16 protein-coding genes are annotated in these 15,701 nt (G+C 46.6%); 2 read left to right on the top strand and 14 right to left on the bottom strand.

Annotated features, from left to right (window positions below; genetic code table 11):
• Positions 1-27: 27 nt before the first annotated feature.
• Positions 28-606 carry a 5'-deoxynucleotidase gene (yfbR, locus tag KT99_RS21190; protein ID WP_232504330.1) on the top strand — a complete coding sequence of 193 codons (579 nt, stop codon included), beginning with the start codon at positions 28-30 and terminating at the stop codon, positions 604-606.
• Here yfbR and lepA read toward each other — a convergent pair.
• The 5 genes from lepA to rpoE form a co-directional block, all read right to left on the bottom strand.
• Positions 505-2,295 (bottom strand): translation elongation factor 4, encoded by a 1,791-nt coding sequence (lepA, locus tag KT99_RS18395; protein WP_005503132.1) that lies wholly within the window; start codon positions 2,293-2,295, stop codon positions 505-507. The genes yfbR and lepA overlap by 102 nt on opposite strands.
• 148 nt (positions 2,296-2,443) lie before the next feature.
• Positions 2,444-2,899, bottom strand: a complete 456-nt coding sequence (locus KT99_RS18390; RefSeq protein ID WP_005503130.1) for a SoxR reducing system RseC family protein — start codon at positions 2,897-2,899, stop codon at positions 2,444-2,446.
• A gap of 314 nt (positions 2,900-3,213) precedes the next feature.
• Positions 3,214-4,146 carry a MucB/RseB C-terminal domain-containing protein gene (locus KT99_RS18385; protein WP_005503129.1) on the bottom strand — a complete coding sequence of 311 codons (933 nt, stop codon included), beginning with the start codon at positions 4,144-4,146 and terminating at the stop codon, positions 3,214-3,216.
• 31 nt (positions 4,147-4,177) lie between these two features.
• A complete protein-coding gene (locus tag KT99_RS18380; protein WP_005503127.1) occupies positions 4,178-4,789 on the bottom strand; it encodes a sigma-E factor negative regulatory protein in 612 nt (203 codons plus the stop codon).
• A 50-nt stretch (positions 4,790-4,839) separates the two neighbouring features.
• Complete coding sequence (rpoE, locus tag KT99_RS18375; RefSeq protein ID WP_005503124.1) at positions 4,840-5,418, bottom strand: RNA polymerase sigma factor RpoE; 579 nt, start codon at positions 5,416-5,418, stop codon at positions 4,840-4,842.
• A 200-nt stretch (positions 5,419-5,618) separates the two neighbouring features.
• Here rpoE and nadB point away from each other — a divergent pair, with 200 nt between their 5' ends.
• Positions 5,619-7,232 carry an L-aspartate oxidase gene (nadB, locus tag KT99_RS18370; RefSeq protein ID WP_005503123.1) on the top strand — a complete coding sequence of 538 codons (1,614 nt, stop codon included), beginning with the start codon at positions 5,619-5,621 and terminating at the stop codon, positions 7,230-7,232.
• An 8-nt stretch (positions 7,233-7,240) separates the two neighbouring features.
• Here the strand turns inward: nadB and KT99_RS18365 are convergent, their stop codons facing one another.
• The 9 genes from KT99_RS18365 to rppH all read right to left on the bottom strand — a co-directional run.
• The gene (locus KT99_RS18365) at positions 7,241-7,699 is read right to left on the bottom strand and encodes a protein YgfX (RefSeq protein WP_040572203.1); all 459 of its coding nucleotides are present in this window, start codon (positions 7,697-7,699) and stop codon (positions 7,241-7,243) included.
• Positions 7,680-7,919, bottom strand: coding sequence for an FAD assembly factor SdhE (locus KT99_RS18360; RefSeq protein WP_040572202.1), 240 nt, complete (start codon positions 7,917-7,919; stop codon positions 7,680-7,682). Before KT99_RS18360 ends, KT99_RS18365 begins: the two co-directional genes overlap by 20 nt.
• 608 nt (positions 7,920-8,527) lie before the next feature.
• Positions 8,528-9,439, bottom strand: coding sequence for a transcriptional activator NhaR (gene nhaR, locus KT99_RS18355; protein WP_040572201.1), 912 nt, complete (start codon positions 9,437-9,439; stop codon positions 8,528-8,530).
• Positions 9,440-9,491: 52 nt separating this feature from the next.
• Complete coding sequence (locus tag KT99_RS18350; RefSeq protein WP_005503118.1) at positions 9,492-9,875, bottom strand: hypothetical protein; 384 nt, start codon at positions 9,873-9,875, stop codon at positions 9,492-9,494.
• Positions 9,876-9,903: 28 nt separating this feature from the next.
• Entirely contained in the window at positions 9,904-11,085 is a 1,182-nt protein-coding gene (gene nhaA, locus KT99_RS18345; RefSeq protein ID WP_005503116.1) for a Na+/H+ antiporter NhaA, read from the bottom strand.
• 132 nt (positions 11,086-11,217) lie between these two features.
• Positions 11,218-12,069, bottom strand: a complete 852-nt coding sequence (locus KT99_RS18340) for a thymidylate synthase (protein ID WP_005503114.1) — start codon at positions 12,067-12,069, stop codon at positions 11,218-11,220.
• A gap of 100 nt (positions 12,070-12,169) precedes the next feature.
• Positions 12,170-12,973: a sulfite exporter TauE/SafE family protein gene (locus tag KT99_RS18335; RefSeq protein ID WP_005503112.1), complete on the bottom strand. Its 804-nt coding sequence runs from the start codon at positions 12,971-12,973 to the stop codon at positions 12,170-12,172.
• Positions 12,973-15,198 carry a phosphoenolpyruvate--protein phosphotransferase gene (gene ptsP / locus KT99_RS18330; protein WP_005503111.1) on the bottom strand — a complete coding sequence of 742 codons (2,226 nt, stop codon included), beginning with the start codon at positions 15,196-15,198 and terminating at the stop codon, positions 12,973-12,975. The genes KT99_RS18335 and ptsP overlap by 1 nt, the downstream gene beginning before the upstream one ends.
• A 58-nt stretch (positions 15,199-15,256) precedes the next feature.
• A partial coding sequence (gene rppH / locus KT99_RS18325) for an RNA pyrophosphohydrolase (RefSeq protein ID WP_005503108.1) occupies positions 15,257-15,701 on the bottom strand: 445 nt, incomplete at its 5' end.

Below are 15,701 nucleotides of genomic sequence, written 5' to 3'. Positions count from 1 at the left end.
TAATTGTAATAAGCTGTAACATCACCCATGAGTCATTTATTCGCGCACCTAGCTCGCATGAAATTAATTCAACGCTGGCCATTGATGTACAATGTTAGAAGTGAAAATGTACAGGAACACTCTCTTCAGGTGGCCATGGTCGCACACAGCCTTGCCATCATAGCTAATCACAAATTTGGTCAATCCCTATCCCCTGACAGAGCGGCGACCGTTGCCATTTTTCATGATGCCAGTGAAATCATTACCGGCGATCTTCCCACCCCGGTAAAGTACTTCAATAAAGAGATAGAAGCTGAATACAAAAAAATTGAAGCCATTGCCGAAAATAGGTTATTGGAGATGGTACCGGAAGAATTTAAACAAGAATATGCCAGCTTACTCACTAGTGAGCATGCCGATATTGAATATAAGGTGTTAGTAAAATCAGCCGATACTATTTGTGCTTACCTTAAATGTTTAGAAGAAGATAGGGCTGGTTACTCACTATTAACAATTCTTAACGATTTAGTCGTTGAGCCTAAGTACAGCCAGGAAGGCTTCCTGTGGCACTTCCACATTGCCCACCTGCTTCATGCGCTTCTTACCCTCTTTCTGCTTCTGCAGTAGCTTCTTCTTACGCGAGATATCGCCGCCATAACACTTGGCGGTCACATCTTTACGCATGGCCTTAATCGAAGAGCGTGCAATGACTTGCGTCCCCACAGCGGCCTGAATGGCAATGTCGAACATCTGCCTGGGAATAAGCTCTTTCATCTTATTCACCAGTGCCAGACCTTTTTGACGAATGAGTCCCTTATGGATGATCATTGCCAAGGCATCGACTCTCTCACCATTGATGAGGATGTCGAGACGCACCATGTCGGCGGGTTCGAAGCGAGAGAAGTTATACTCCAGAGACGCATAGCCGCGACTGGTGGATTTAAGACGATCGAAGAAGTCCATCACCACTTCAGCCATCGGCATGTCATAGGTGATCGCAACCTGATTGCCGTGATAGACCATATTAGTCTGCATGCCACGCTTCTCGACACACAAGGTGATGACGTTACCCAGGTACTCTTTTGGTACCAGAATATTGGTTTCAACGATGGGCTCTCGCATCTCGGCAATATTATTGATTGCCGGTAGATCGGATGGATTATCAACATAGATGGTCTCACCATCTGTCTTGATGATTTCATACACTACGGTTGGCGCCGTGGTGATCAGTTCCAGATTATACTCACGCTCCAGACGCTCCTGAATGATCTCCATGTGTAGCAGGCCTAAGAAGCCAATACGGAAACCGAAACCCAATGCCGATGAGGTCTCAGGCTCGAAGAACAAGGATGCATCGTTGAGGCTAAGCTTGTTTAGCGCATCACGGAAACTCTCGTAATCGTCGGTAGAGATAGGGAATACACCGGCATATACCTGAGGTTTAACCTTCTTGAAACCACTTAAGGGCTCGGTTGCACCATTTTTAGCATGGGTTAAGGTATCACCTACGGGCGCGCCGTGGATCTCCTTAATGCCAGCGATAACGTAGCCCACTTCACCGGTTCTAATTGCTGTGGTATCGGTCTGCTTAGGAGTAAAGATACCCACCCTATCGGCAGTGTAATTCACGCCGGTAGACATGACCTTAAATTTGTCACCCTTCTTGAGCACACCATGCTTGACTCGAACCAAGGAGACAACACCCAGATAGCTATCGAACCAGGAATCTATGATCAAGGCCTGCAATGGCCCCTCTTCATTTCCTTCAGGAGGAGGAACTTGCGCTACGATGACTTCGAGTACGTCCTCGATACCTACACCCGTCTTAGCCGAACAGCGCACCGCATCGGCCGCTTCGATGCCGACTATGTCTTCGATCTCTTCGGCAACACGATCAGGATCGGCCTGAGGCAGATCGATCTTGTTCAGCACAGGTACGACCTCTATATCCATCTCGAGCGCCGTATAACAATTTGCCAGAGTCTGAGCCTCTACACCTTGTCCGGCATCGACGACCAGCAAGGCACCTTCACAGGCCGCCAGAGAGCGGGAGACTTCATAGGCAAAATCCACGTGACCCGGCGTATCGATGAAATTTAACAGATAGGTTTCACCGTCTTTGGCGGTATAGTTTAGCGTAACGCTCTGAGCCTTGATGGTAATACCACGCTCACGCTCAATATCCATCGAGTCCAATACTTGGGACGCCATCTCACGATCCGTAAGACCACCGCAAAACTGTATTAAACGGTCTGCGAGTGTTGATTTGCCATGATCAATATGGGCAATAATTGAAAAATTTCTAATGTGCTTCATGATGCGAAATGACTGACTCAAAGTTGGAATTATCTAAAAGTGCGGAATTGTACCTGATTGGCTCCCCAATACCAATCTAAACCGCTCTTCATCGCCATCAAGACAGTGAAAAACAGGGGAAGTAAATCGAATACCCGTGAATATAATATTAGAGAGTATGGCCCAAATGGGCAAGGATGACAGGTTGACTGGTATGCTCCATCTTCTTTGCCGCTTTTCTGGCATATAGCCAAGCTAAGAAAGCCCCGGTAAGTGCAGCGGGAATCACTTGCAGATCACTGACTTCGACCTGAAATTGGGACAAGACAAGCGTCGCTAAGCCGGCCCCTACAAAGAGCCCAAGCAAGGGTAGCAAGTAGATGAGGGCCGCCGCCTTAAGAATCACACTTTCGGGCAAACCGAGTCTGAGAAGTTGCCCCGGCTCATATTGATTGTCAGACGGGATAGAGAATACTTGCACCTTAGGGGAGAAGGCAGACGCCACGGCTGAGGTGCCACAAGACTCACTGTTATCACAATGACTACAGGCATTTTTAACTTGAACCTCAACGGTTACCCAGCCCTTATCATCACACTTTATGACTTTTGCCATCTCTTCCATCATAAAAGAATACCCTTAGCAAAATAAAACAAGTATATACCCAAACTACTTCAAAATGCAGGATTCAGCATGTCGAGAAGTAACAGAGTTCAAGGCATGAAAGAGTAGGACTAGTTATTCTAATTCAATATTTCATAACGCAGAAAAATGTTGCTTCTCGCCTTGCCCTGCGGGAGCTCCCGTAGAATAACTGCACTGCGTTAGTGCTATCGACAAGGGAGTAACCATTCTCTCAATCACTGCCTTGTTCAGCTATCCTACGGGGGCTCTGAAACGAGCACCTTGAGGTAGCTTGGGTATCCACCGCTCGAGCATCATTATTGGATACCGATGCTCTTAGCGATGCGAGTTAAAGTTTCTGTCGGGACCTTACCAACGGCTACGACTTCGAAATTACCGACGACTTCCGTCGCCAAAGATAGGCCATTTCGAGTCACTAACTCTTCGGGCATCTTAGTATCCCCCACGCGAGCGACATAAACAGAGATGTTAGCCATGCCATCACTGAGCGCGATATATTCTACCGCCTCATGACTACCCATGAGTCTATGACTATCTTTAACCAATATTTCAAAACCTTCAGGTAACCAGTTAAATGTCCAGTTATCACCGACATCACGTTTAGACTGGGAAGCAACTGCAGGCCAGTCTTGTTTATAAGCTTCGATTAAAATAGCCGGAGGCGCATCTAATACCAGTAATTCGACCACTAAAATTTGCTCGAGTAACTGCTTATCTTGAGTCAACATATCATAGCGTAGAGGGAGGTAAGACTCCATATCCAACCAAACTTGATAACCGTAGCGAAAATTATCTTTAGGAATGATGCGCACCAACTGGCTAGGGCGGCCCGCTAAACGACTACGCCCCCCCAAGACGAATTGATAACCCGATTCCAGTTTAGAGATATCTGCGGCAAATGCCGGTGGCAGTATTCCCTGAATGCGATTGGCTCGTACACTATAAGCAGGTTGGTCATGCTCGATAAAAGTCACTGTAGTACCGACTCTTACCGCGTTTTTTGGCGGACCGTTGAGGTGTTCTAAAAAGGCGACTTCTTGATCTTCAATCTTGCCATGAATATAGACTAATGGACGAATGTGATCCGCCTGTAGCTGGATCAGAGACATCTTAAATTCTTGCTCCCGTAAGGCTTGGCTCATATTGTCCAACCAAGCCTTAGCGGATAGATCTTCCTGTGCAATCACAGGGGAATTAAAAACTAACAGGGCCAACAGGATAAGACGCAAACTAACTCCTTAACGTATATAGCTTAGAACACTAGTGATCCGCAAGATTCGAATCGAGTTTGCTATTGTCATCTATTTTAGCCCCATTATTCAATCTTTGTTGCAACATATGATCTTGAATATAGGCATTGATACGTTGACGTTGCTCCATCACCTGCACGTTAGATAAGCTTTGACTCGCTTGTACCGGTCCGGTCTGTAAGCTTACAGGAGTCACACTGCCAACCAGTGGACGGGTATTCAACACAGGTAACGGCGATACATCGATAGCGCTTTGCTGACTGTAATTTTGTACTCCGACGACGGCGAATAAGGCCACACTAGCAGCGATGGCATATTGACCGAACTGCTTAAACATAGGGATCACATTCGCGAATCCGCCTATGGCAAGTTCTGGTTTTTTGCTATCGACGCGCCGCGCCGGCGCTATGATCCTTGGCTCTTTATCGATAGCATCTGCAATACTGGCACTGAGATCTAAGTTAATTGACTTAGGCAGTTCACCACGCATAGCGTCGCCTATCATATGATAATCACGCCACTGCCGATGCGAACCCTCATCGGCTGCCAATTCAGCCAATGCATGCTCGTCGGTTTCACCATCGACGGCAGCGGATACCCATTCCTGACCTAATTTATCCATTTATCACCTGTATTAGTACTCATATGAATACCTGTATTAGTAAAAGGCTACTATTCTTCCAGCAAAGGCTGAAGTTTCTTATCGATCGCTTCCCGGGCTCTGAAGATACGAGATCTTACCGTGCCTACGGGACAATCCATAACACTCGCTATCTCCTCGTAGCTCATACCATCGAGCTCTCGTAATGAGATAGCCATTTTTAATTCTTCTGGTAATGAATCTAACGCATCGAAAACCACTTTTTGAATATCATCGGCCATTAATAGACGTTCGGGAGAAGCAAACTCCTTTAACACATCACTGCCATCGTAATATTCGGCTTCCTCTACATCGACATCATTTGCAGGAGCGCGTCGCCCCTGAGCAACCAGATGATTCTTTGCGGTGTTTACCGCAATTCGGTACAACCAGGTATAAAAAGCACTCTCACCTCGAAAGTTTGGTAATGCGCGATAAGCTTTAATAAACGTTTCCTGAGCTACATCGGCGACATCGGCCTGATTTCGCACATAACGTGCAATCAGGTTCATTACCTTGTTCTGATACTTGAGTACCAAGAGATTAAATGCATTTTTATCACCCTGCTGAACACGCTCAACTAGTTGTTGATCACTTATTTGTCCACTCATTCGAGCCGACTACTCCTAAATCTAAAATGCTGATTTCTCAGTCGCTCGAATCATATGCACATATGTAGACTAACGAACTTCGAAAAAGTTCTAAAAAAATAACATCGAAAAGAATTTATTTTCTGTTAACTAACAATCTATCCAAAAAAGCCCACTTGGTTTACCATAGCTAAACCTCACAGAACTTACCATGATACCTGATGAAACAAGTAGTTGAACACCAATCTGACGTTTTGGTTATCGGCAGCGGCGCTGCGGGTTTAACATTAGCACTGCATCTTGCTGAAAAATCGAAAGTTATCTTACTCTCAAAAGGCCCACTGAGTGAAGGTTCGACCTACTATGCCCAGGGTGGCATAGCATCAGTCTTCGATAAAGATGACAGCATAGAGTCCCATGTGGCCGATACTTTGATCGCCGGTGCCGGACTTTGCGATGAAGCCGTGGTTAAATTTACCGCCGAAAACGCCAAGGGCGCAATGGAGTGGTTAATCCAGTGCGGTGTGGCATTCGATAAAGAAGAGACCAGTGACGGTGATACGGCTAATGCCCCCTATCACTTAACCCGTGAAGGCGGACACAGCCACAGACGCATACTGCATGCGGCCGATGCCACGGGTAAAGAGGTTCAGGTCACACTTCAGGACCGAGCCAAGGCCCATCCCAATATCCAGTTATTAGAACGTTACAACGCCATCGACCTGATCACTTCCCGCAAATTAAATTTATCGGGAAACCGAGTCTTAGGGGCTTATGTTTGGAATAGAGATGTTGAGCACGTTGAGACCATTAAGGCTAAATTCGTCGCCCTGGCTACAGGTGGTAGCTCTAAAGTTTATCAATATACCTCAAATCCTGACATAGCCTCGGGTGACGGTATTGCCATGGCTTGGCGCTCAGGTTGCAGAGTTGCCAACATGGAGTTCAACCAATTTCACCCTACTTGTCTCTATCATGCCGATGCCAGAAACTTTCTCCTCACCGAGGCATTACGTGGTGAGGGCGCCTATCTTAGACGCCCTGATGGCACTCGTTTTATGCCAGAATTTGACGAACGTGCCGAGTTAGCCCCGAGGGACATAGTCGCACGAGCCATAGATTTTGAGATGAAGAGGCTAGGAGCTGATTGTGTGTATTTAGATATTACCCATAAGCCGGCAGATTTTGTCATTAAGCACTTTCCAACGATCCATAAGCGTTGCTTAGAATTTGGTATCGATATCACCACAGACCCTATCCCGGTCGTACCAGCTGCACACTATACCTGTGGCGGCGTGATGACAGACCTTCGCGGACAAACCGACCTTAACGGCTTATATGCCATCGGCGAAGTCGCATACACAGGCCTGCACGGTGCTAACCGCCTCGCCAGTAACTCCTTGCTCGAATGCTTAGTCTTCGCCAGAGCCGCCGCTGAAGATATCGAAGGGCAACTGCATAAGTTCCCTATGCCGGGCATATTGCCTGCATGGGATGAAAGTAAGGTATCGAATTCGGATGAGGAAGTTGTCATCGCCCACAACTGGCATGAACTGCGTCTATTCATGTGGGATTACGTCGGCATCGTTCGTTCAGACAAACGTCTGGAGAGAGCCCGCCGTCGCTGCGACATGCTGCAGCAAGAGATCCAGGAATATTACAGCAACTTCAGAGTGAGCAATAATCTACTGGAACTGAGAAACTTAGTGCAGGTCGCTGAGCTTATCATACGCTGCGCCATGGAGAGAAAAGAGAGCATCGGCCTTCATTACAACATAGATCATCCAGAGTCTTGCGCTAATCCCACTCCAACCATACTTCGGCCTGATAACTAATTAGTTAGTTAGTTAGTTAGCAGTAGACGGCACAGGTGCCGATAACTTGTGTCGTCTAACATATCCGCCCAAACGATCACTAAACGCCTGTGCCCAACATGCATATCTTGAGTGTGGACATAGAAAAAAACCACTAATGGTGTGACGATAGGACTCATGACTAAGGTGAATTTTTCCGTCACAATTTCATCTACAGCAGCAAGCTCACTCCGGCCGGAAAAAGCAATCTGGCCTTCGCCGTCACGGCTCAAGCTGAATCGACAGTGCCAATATGTTAATTGCCAAAACTGATAAGAGAAAAACACTAGAGTTAAGCCGGCAGCGCAGTATTTAATACTCAGGTAGATAAGATTATCTAAAGAAGGCCAGGCGAGAAATGAGCATAAGCAAACACTCGCCAGCACGACCAACGCGAGACGCTGGTCGAAGGATGAAGTCAGTCTGAAACTATGGTGCGGGTCTGCCACGGACAAGTACGACCATTTCGGCCAACTCAGGATCGGGACACTGTTCATGACCCATAAACCAGGCAAATAACTCAGGATCTTCGCCTTCGAGAAGTCTGACAAAAACCTCTTTGTTTTTAACCGATAACTGCTCGTAATAGCGTTCGACAAAAGGTTGGAAAATAACGTCCAATTCAAGCATACCTCGTCGGCATGCCCACCTCACTCTCGATATTTTCATTGGTTCAGACACGCATCTTGCTCCTAGATCTCGTTATGGGGCTAGTGTAACCTGAGTTGTGGCTCGAGTCGATGAAATCACCCGCTGCCACGTGGATATAATACCATTCCATATAAGTATCTGGTCAGTTCAGAGACTCTCAGTTTTTTCAATTTAAGGCGCATTGATGAGGAAATGGTTATTCCCTTTTAAGTCAATGTAACGCAGAAGTGGAAACACTGAGAGCCTCACGCAGTGCGGCTGATGTTTAAAGCAAAGGGCAAAGCCCTTTATGCTATTGAATGTTCTCGATATACGACTGCATGGTCTATTTTGTTCCATACAAAATAAGACATTTCCTCCTTCCCTGGAGGTCAGATGCAGGAGGTACGAGCCCATGGACGGGTGAAGGTAGAATAATGCCGGAGCAATTATCGAGAGCAACGCAGGAGCTTGTTGCCGAGAATAACTATTAGCTTCAAACATTTGCCTTGCCTACAGTGCTTTGAACTCCCGCTGAATGATCAGATACTTACTCGGAATGGTATAAACAGCTAAACAGGTGCATCTACCCCATTTTGATATCCCATGAAACTGAAAAAAACGGTTAGTTAAAGTTCAATCTCCGGCTATAACAAGTGCTGCACCTGGGCATCCCGGCCTGCAAACAGATCGGTAAAATCCGTTTCTAGCAGGCGTTTTACCGCCGGATGTCGGATCATACGCTCGGCAAACATCACATGATATACCTCTTTTATGTCGGTGGTTTCACCTAACAGATGCATATCATGGGACAAGATTTCTTGTTTGTAGATAGAAGGAGCCACGAAGATCCCCTGCTTGAAATATCCGAAGGCCTTCATCATGGCCGCGTCATCGAACTCGCCAAGAATAGTGACATTGAGTCCATTTTCATCGAACCAGTGGTGCAGCTGCTGGCCGAGGGAAGTTCGCTTCCCAGGAATGAGTAACTTACCTTGCTCTAAACACTCGGGAAACGGCTTGTCATACTTCTCGGCGGAGAAAAAGGCTATGCCACACTCACCTAACTTCTTAGATAAGATCTCAGGATATTTAAGCGACTCTCCTGCACAATCAGATAAGATCATATCCAGCTTATGCTCTCTTAAGCGTGTCATCAGGCTTTCGTGTGTCGCCTCGAAGCAGGCCAGATGCATGGAGCCATCGCTGGGTACCACAGAGAGTAACACTCTACTCGCCAAGGCTTTAGACAAGGCATCAGCAATGCCGACCTCGAACAGAATTTTCTCATCTTTTTGATAGTTGAGCAGATCCAGCATCTCATAGCTAAGACTAAACATCTTATCGGCATAGCGAAATACCAGTTCTCCAAGCTCAGTAGGCTCGAGGGAGCGACCCACTCGTTTAAATAGACTTCCCTTAAAACGTGTTTCCAGAACCCTTATCTGCCCCGTCACCGTTTGCGGAGTGAGACACAAAGCCTCGGCAGCTTTAGCGACCGAGCCCTTTTTATGTACCATCCAAAAATAATAGAGGTGGTTGTAGTTCAGATGTGACATACATTTTCTAACCCGAAGTCGAACCCGTTAATAGTGATTACTCCAAATATGCTCACTTGAGTCTCTGACAATCCATCAGACTATACATCACGGTATTGAGTGACTCGACATTCTGAATTATTCCTGCGGAAAAGGCTTCTGCTAGCCCATTGACTAACACATGTCTATCGGGAATACGGCTCTCACAATAGGTACGGTTAGCCTCTTGAAAACGTTTACCACTTCGATACTTGAGTGCCCTAGACTCGTAACTGTCTGCTTCAATACGCGCCCCGGTAGCATTGGGCTTATACATCATGGCACCGTCGACGACGCCTTCAAGATAGTACTGACACACGACACTCTCAACATCTTGATTACAGGCCTGCAATTGCTCGGCCTGAGCTGTCCCTGCGAAACCAAGACTGAGTACAGATGCTAGAAAGATGACTCTCATTATGTATTTTCCATAACTAATTATCTTGTTATTTGACGTTATTCGCTGGTGTTTTGGGTAACACTTTATCTAACCAGAAATAACCTATGACAGCAGACAGCAGCGATCCGACTAAGATGCCCAGCCTGGCAAAATCACCATAGGCGACCCCCTCTCCCACAAATGCCAGAGATGAGATAAACATAGACATGGTAAAACCGATACCGCACATCACAGCTACTGGGATAATATGCTTCCATCCCACGCCTTCAGGAAGAACGGCCCATTTAAGCTTAACCGCGAGATAGCTGAAGAAAAGCACACCCAATGGCTTACCTAGCAATAAACCTAAGGCGATCCCCACTGGAACGGGTGAGAATAGGTCACCAAAGCTCATACCACTGAGATCGACGCCCGCATTAGCGAAGGCAAATATAGGCAAGATGATGAAGGTGCTCCAGGGGTGCAGACTCTGCTCCAGACTCTCGGATGGCGAGCTACCATCTTTCGCCCTCAGCGGGATACAGAAAGCAATGATCACACCGGCCAGAGTCGCATGCACACCTGACTTCAACACGGCTATCCACAGGATCAGACCCAGTACTCCGTATGGACCTAAGGCTGTCACCCCTCGCCTGTTTAGACCGACTAAGCCTAATATGGCGACAGCAGCGACCACCAGACTCACCATAGACAAGTCAGTGCTATAGAAGAGTGCAATAATCACCACAACACCCAGATCATCGATAATCGCTAACGCCAGTAGGAAAACTTTCAACGCCACCGGGACTCGGCTGCCTAATAGTGCCATGATCCCCAATGCAAAAGCGATATCTGTCGCGGCAGGTATCGCCCAACCAGCTTGAGTGATAGGGTTGCCATAGTTAAACAGCAGATAAACACCGGCCGGAAAGGCCATACCACCAATAGCGGCGAACGTTGGCAAAGATGCCTGCGCCCTGCTCGAGAGCGCCCCTTCGAGCAGCTCACGTTTGACTTCTAAGCCAATCAACATAAAGAAGATCGCCATCAAGCCATCATTGATCCAATGTATCAGCGTCTTATCAATATCCAGGCTACCGACTCTGATCTGCATCTCGGTTTCTAAAAAGCCTTGATATATACCAGACAGAGGCGAGTTTGCCATCACCATGGCCAGCACAACCGCTACCATGAGCAGGATGCCACCCGCCGATTCTTGGCTTAAAAAATTCTTTATCGCCTTTCGCATAATACGCTCCAATAAAACTTAATGACTTGAGTGTAGCCGAATACATTTATATTGAATATTCGCTTCCATCGGCTATATACATCGGAAATTCCGAGCTTTTAAAGGTACCAGTAAATTAAGCCCTGCGGTCTATTACACTGAGAAAGGGTACTTGATGGCATCATGGTGTTGATAATTTAATACTTCAAAGTCATCCATGGTCACCCAGGTCTCAAGATCTTCGAGGGATTTGATGTCTGGATTAATAGACAAGGAAGCTGGCCCAAAGGGCTCTCGTTGCAACTGAACATCGCGCATCAGCTCCAATTGATCTTCATAAATGTGAGCATTGACAATTTTATGGTAAGCCTGTCCCGGTTTTTTACCGGTAATTTGCGCAATTAATGCCAGAAGAGTGAACACCTGAACCTGATTAAAATTCAATCCCAGAGGCACATCACAAGAACGCTGAAAACTATTGAGATATAATGTGTCCCCTAACAGAGAGAAATTATGGGTGTGCATACACGGGCGTAAACAGCCCATATGAAATTCACCCGGGTTATAGAAACTGAGGATCTCTCCGCGATCATCGACCCCTTTTTTGAGGTTATCGACAATTTTCTTCAGCTGATCTATGGTGCCACCGTCGGGTTTACTCCACGCCCGTCCCTGAACCCCGTATACCCGTCCCATATCATCCTTGCCTTTACGATGGGGATTATTCAACCAGGCCTGGTTCTCATTAGCATTAGCATCCCAAGTCTTAGCACCCAGTTTACGAAAATCGGCGGCATTATCAAAGCCACGAATATATCCCAGCATCTCGGCGATGGCCGCTTTCCAAAAACTTTTACGGGTAGTAATTAAAGGAAACTCATTCTTCTCTACGTTATAGACAAGATCGGCATTGATGACAGTAAGACACCTTTTACCAGTACGTTCATTTTCGATCCAGCAGCCTTCATCGATGATCCGATTACAGAGTTCTAAATATTGTTTCATTGCGATTGACCTTAACCTGACACACTAAAATTTTTATTATCAGTGCTAAATACCCCGATAAAACACTTCGCGATTTACGAACATCGCTAAATAATGGAACTCAAACTATTGCGAGCTTCACTCCGACCAAGATCAACAGGAGCGCAAAAATCCTCCTCAATATCTTAGTCGGCCAGATGCTCGCAGCCTTCACGCCCAAAGGAGCGATCAAGACTGATATCATCACGATAGCTAAGAGGGCAGGCAAATACACATAACCTAAGGTCCACTCCGGCAAACACGACACATTCCAGCCTGAAAACACGTAACTGACACTACCAAAGAGCGCAATAAATACCCCGGATGCGGAAGAGAAACCTATGGCATTTCTCATCTGTAATCCACACCAACTCAGGAAGGGGATAAGTAAAACCCCACCGCCGATCCCCATTAATGCCGCGATAATAGCAATAACCGCCGATACCGCAAATAATATCGGCATCGAAGGCATCTGTTTGTCAACCAGGCTCACTCGATAGGGAAAAATCATCTGAGCAGCCATACAGATCACAAACACGGCAAAACTTGTCTGTAATAGTTTAGCGCTAAGAAAGCTTGAAATAAAGCCTGCGCTTAAGGAGCCAAAAATGAGTCCAGGCAATACAGACTTAAGCAGAGGCCAGGGAATATTACCTTGCTTATGATGAGCCCGAGCCGAAGACATGGAGGTTAAGATAATGGCGGCTAAGGAGGTCGCGATGGCAACATGGGGAAGAACGGCCGCATCGAAACCAACCGATGGCAACAAATACAGGAGTACGGGAACGGCAACTAGACCGCCACCTATGCCTAACAAGCCCGCCATGAAACCGATCAAACCACCGAGAAGCAGACAGCTTAAGAATAGCAGCAATAGACTATCCATTAGTTAACAATGGCGCCAAGCTCTCTGGACTCGAAGTACTCTCTCACCAACTCCCTCACCTCTTGACCACTGCTCAGCGTCAAAGTCATCTCGAGTAACTCGCTCAGATCGGAATGAGACACACGGCGCAGCAGATAGTTAATCCGAGCCAGGCTGCCCTGATTCATACTCAGCTGATCATAACCCATAGCCACCAATAGTATGACTCCGATAGGCTCACCCGCCAGCTCACCGCAAACACTCACAGGAAGATGGTACTGCCAACAATCGAATCTGGCTCGCTTCAAGGCCCTGAGGATCCCCGGGTGATAGCAATCATAGAGAGTGCTCACCCTAGGGTTATTTCTATCTACAGCCAACATATATTGAGTCAGGTCGTTAGAGCCAACAGAGACAAAGTCGACCCGTTTAGCCACTTCAGCCAGTTGATACAACAAGGCAGGTACTTCAATCATGATGCCGATTTTAGGTCTGACAATATCTTTGCCCAGATCACTTTTCAACTCAAAGTACGCCTGTTCCAGATAGGTGATAGCTTGGTCTATTTCATCTAAATTACTCACCATGGGAAAGATAATATGTAACTGGTCACTATCGGCTCCCGCTTGAATCATGGCTCTGAGTTGTACTAAGAAAAGCTCGGGATGATCCAGAGATAATCTTATTCCCCGCCAGCCCAAGAAAGGATTTTCCTCATTGATAGGGAAATAGGGTAGCGGTTTATCTCCGCCAACATCTAAAGTTCTCATCACCACAGGCTTACCCCGTGCAATTTCAAGCACCTGACGATACACCTTCACCTGCTCAGATTCACTGGGGAACCTTTGATGCAACATAAACGGAATTTCGGTTCTATATAAACCGACGCCGTCGGATCCTTCTGCAATTTCAGATTCTAAACTGCTCAGTAAACCCGCGTTTAGATAAAGATGTATTCGTTTGCCGTCTAGGGTTTCAGCCGGAAGATTTAATTCTTGTGCGTATCTTTGCTGTAAGGCCTTTTCAGCCGAGATCAGATTTCTGTATTCGGCAATAAGAGTGGGAGCTGGTGAAACCAGGAGTTGTCCCCGGTTAGCATTGATGATCAATAACTTCTTATCGATACCTGCGGTGAGTACCCCTTCTACGCCTATGATGGCAGGGACGCCCAATGCACGAGCTAAAATCGCGGCATGAGAATTAACCCCGCCCTGCTCTGTCACTATGCCGACCAACTTGTGACGCGGAAACTCGGCTAACATAGTCGCATCGGCTTCCTTAGTGACTAAGATCACCGGCACATCAGGCTCAAAACCCATTCTTTCAGGCTCGATAAGCAGACGTAATACCCGCAGACCCAGATCACGAATATCTCCGGCTCGCTCCTTAAGGTAGAGATCTTTCCTCTGGGTAAACTCTTCTATATAGCGCAAAGAGACCCGACTCACAGCCGAAACAGCGCTCCAGCCCTCGCTTATCTCCTTGATATATTCACCACCTAGACTGGCGTTATCGAGCAGTGACTGCAAAGCCGAAAATATAGAGACAACTTCATGATCTTCTTCTTGCTCGAAGCGTTGAGACAATGAACAAAGCATGTCTTTACAAGCTTCTATAGCAATGTTCAAACGAATCACTTCAGCCTTGATGTCGGTCACTTTTACTTCCGGCTGGGCTAACTCTATCTGACCCCCTATGACCAAAGCATGGGCCATGGCAATGCCGTTTGCCACAGAAGTTCCAGTAAAATACAATAGATCCGGTGCTTCGGCTTTCTTTCGCAGGTTTCTTATCGCCATAGCCAGTTGAGCCGCCAATGTCATTAAGAAAGCTTCTTCTCCCTCACTGAACAGACGGGTATCGGCTTGCTGAACCACCAAAACCCCTAAAATTCTTTTCTGATAGATGATAGGGGCGGCAAGAAATGCCCGAAAGCTTGCCTCCTCGGCTTCTTCAAACAGCTTAAATCTAGGATGCAGCTGTGCATCGGCTAGGTTAATCGGCTCTTCTCGCTCGGCAACCAGGCCCACCAAACCTTCTGAGAGTGACATCTTTACTTTGCCTACGGCGCGGTGCAATAAGCCATCTGTGGCAAAGAGCACCAGTTGCTCACCCTCTAACAGATATATAGAACAACACTGAGTTGTCATTGCGATTTTAGTACGAGAAACGAGCATATCTAACGCTGAGTGGAGATCTTGCGCCGCTGCCACCGCTTGTGTAATATCTCTTAGCATCTTAAGCACTTAGTCACTCCCTATTTCACCACTCAATTATTTTCTAGCCAGATCCTTTATACAAGCGTTAACGCCGCCTGTTTCTTCTTTGATTACTGTGATTATTACCGTAATGAGATTCTCGTGATTGAAATGGCAGTACCGTCGGCGCAAATTCCTTCATCGCTTTTCTATATACATCTCGCTTAAAGGACACGACTTGCCTGACCGGGTACCAGTAACTGACCCAACGCCAATCATCGAACTCGGGACGACCACAAGCATTGAGATTGATTGCACTCTCACTACTTTTCAACTGGAGTAAAAACCACTTTTGTTTCTGCCCAATACAAACAGGTTTACTATCTTGCCGAATCAAACGTTTAGGTAATCTGTAACGCAACCAAGAGCGAGTAGACGTTAAAATCTGAACATGTTCAGGTTTTAACCCCACTTCTTCATATAGCTCTCTATACATCGCTTCTTCAGGAGTTTCACCTTCATCAACTCCCCCTTGAGGAAACTGCCAGGAA

This window comes from Shewanella benthica KT99 (assembly GCF_000172075.1).
GTDB classification, from domain to species: domain Bacteria; phylum Pseudomonadota; class Gammaproteobacteria; order Enterobacterales; family Shewanellaceae; genus Shewanella; species Shewanella benthica_A.
The sequence above is the reverse complement of the archived record's forward strand: the minus strand, read 5'-3'. Positions and strand labels throughout refer to the sequence as shown.